This window comes from Rhizobacter sp. P1_G5 (genome assembly GCF_056405435.1).
In genome coordinates, this window is record NZ_JBFUCB010001182.1 from 1 (window position 1) to 618 (window position 618).

Annotated in this window: 1 protein-coding gene; it reads right to left on the minus strand. The window is 68.9% G+C overall.

The window, feature by feature from the left end; all coding sequences use genetic code 11:
* Positions 1-435, minus strand: a 435-nt coding sequence (locus tag AC1D12_RS34860) for a MipA/OmpV family protein (protein ID WP_477845607.1), incomplete at its 3' end; no start/stop codon positions are given.
* Positions 436-618: the final 183 nt, after the last annotated feature.

A 618-nucleotide genomic window follows, 5' to 3' on the forward strand; every position in this document is an offset into this window, starting at 1 on the left:
GAGCACGGTGCCGTCGATGTCGCCCAGGCCGCGCAGGCGCTCGGCATCGGATTCCTTGCGCGGCTTCTCGAGGTCGCCGCCGATGCCCAGGCCGACGCGCCAGTGCGGGTCGGTGATGATGAACGCGCCGATGCCGGCCGGCACGCCGGCGCCGGGCACGCCGCCGATGAAGTAGCGGCCCCGGTTGGCGGCCAGCACCGGGAAGGCGCGCACCTTGTGCTCGGCGCTGCCGGGGTACCTGGGGATGCTGCCGACGCCGAGGCCGGCGGTGAACTGCCAGCTGTCGTCGGCCGGCGCGGCCGGTTCCTCCGCCAGGGCGAGCGAGGCGCTCAGCAGCGCCAGCGCGCCGGTCAGCAGGGTCGGGATCATCGGATGGAAGAGGCGATGGCGCAGGGTCATGCAGGTCTTTCGGAAGGCGTTGGAATCGGTGAACATGGGAAGTCTCGCTCGGTTGGGATGGAAAGCAGTGTCGGAACCCCGCCTGAAGCGAACCTGAACCCTTCATGAAGGTTCGATGAAGGCGCCCGCCGCGACCCCGGCGCGGCTTCACCCTACCTTCAGGTTCGGCGTCTCCAATCGGTGTCCATGAGCCATGCCATGAAGATCCTGCTGATCGAA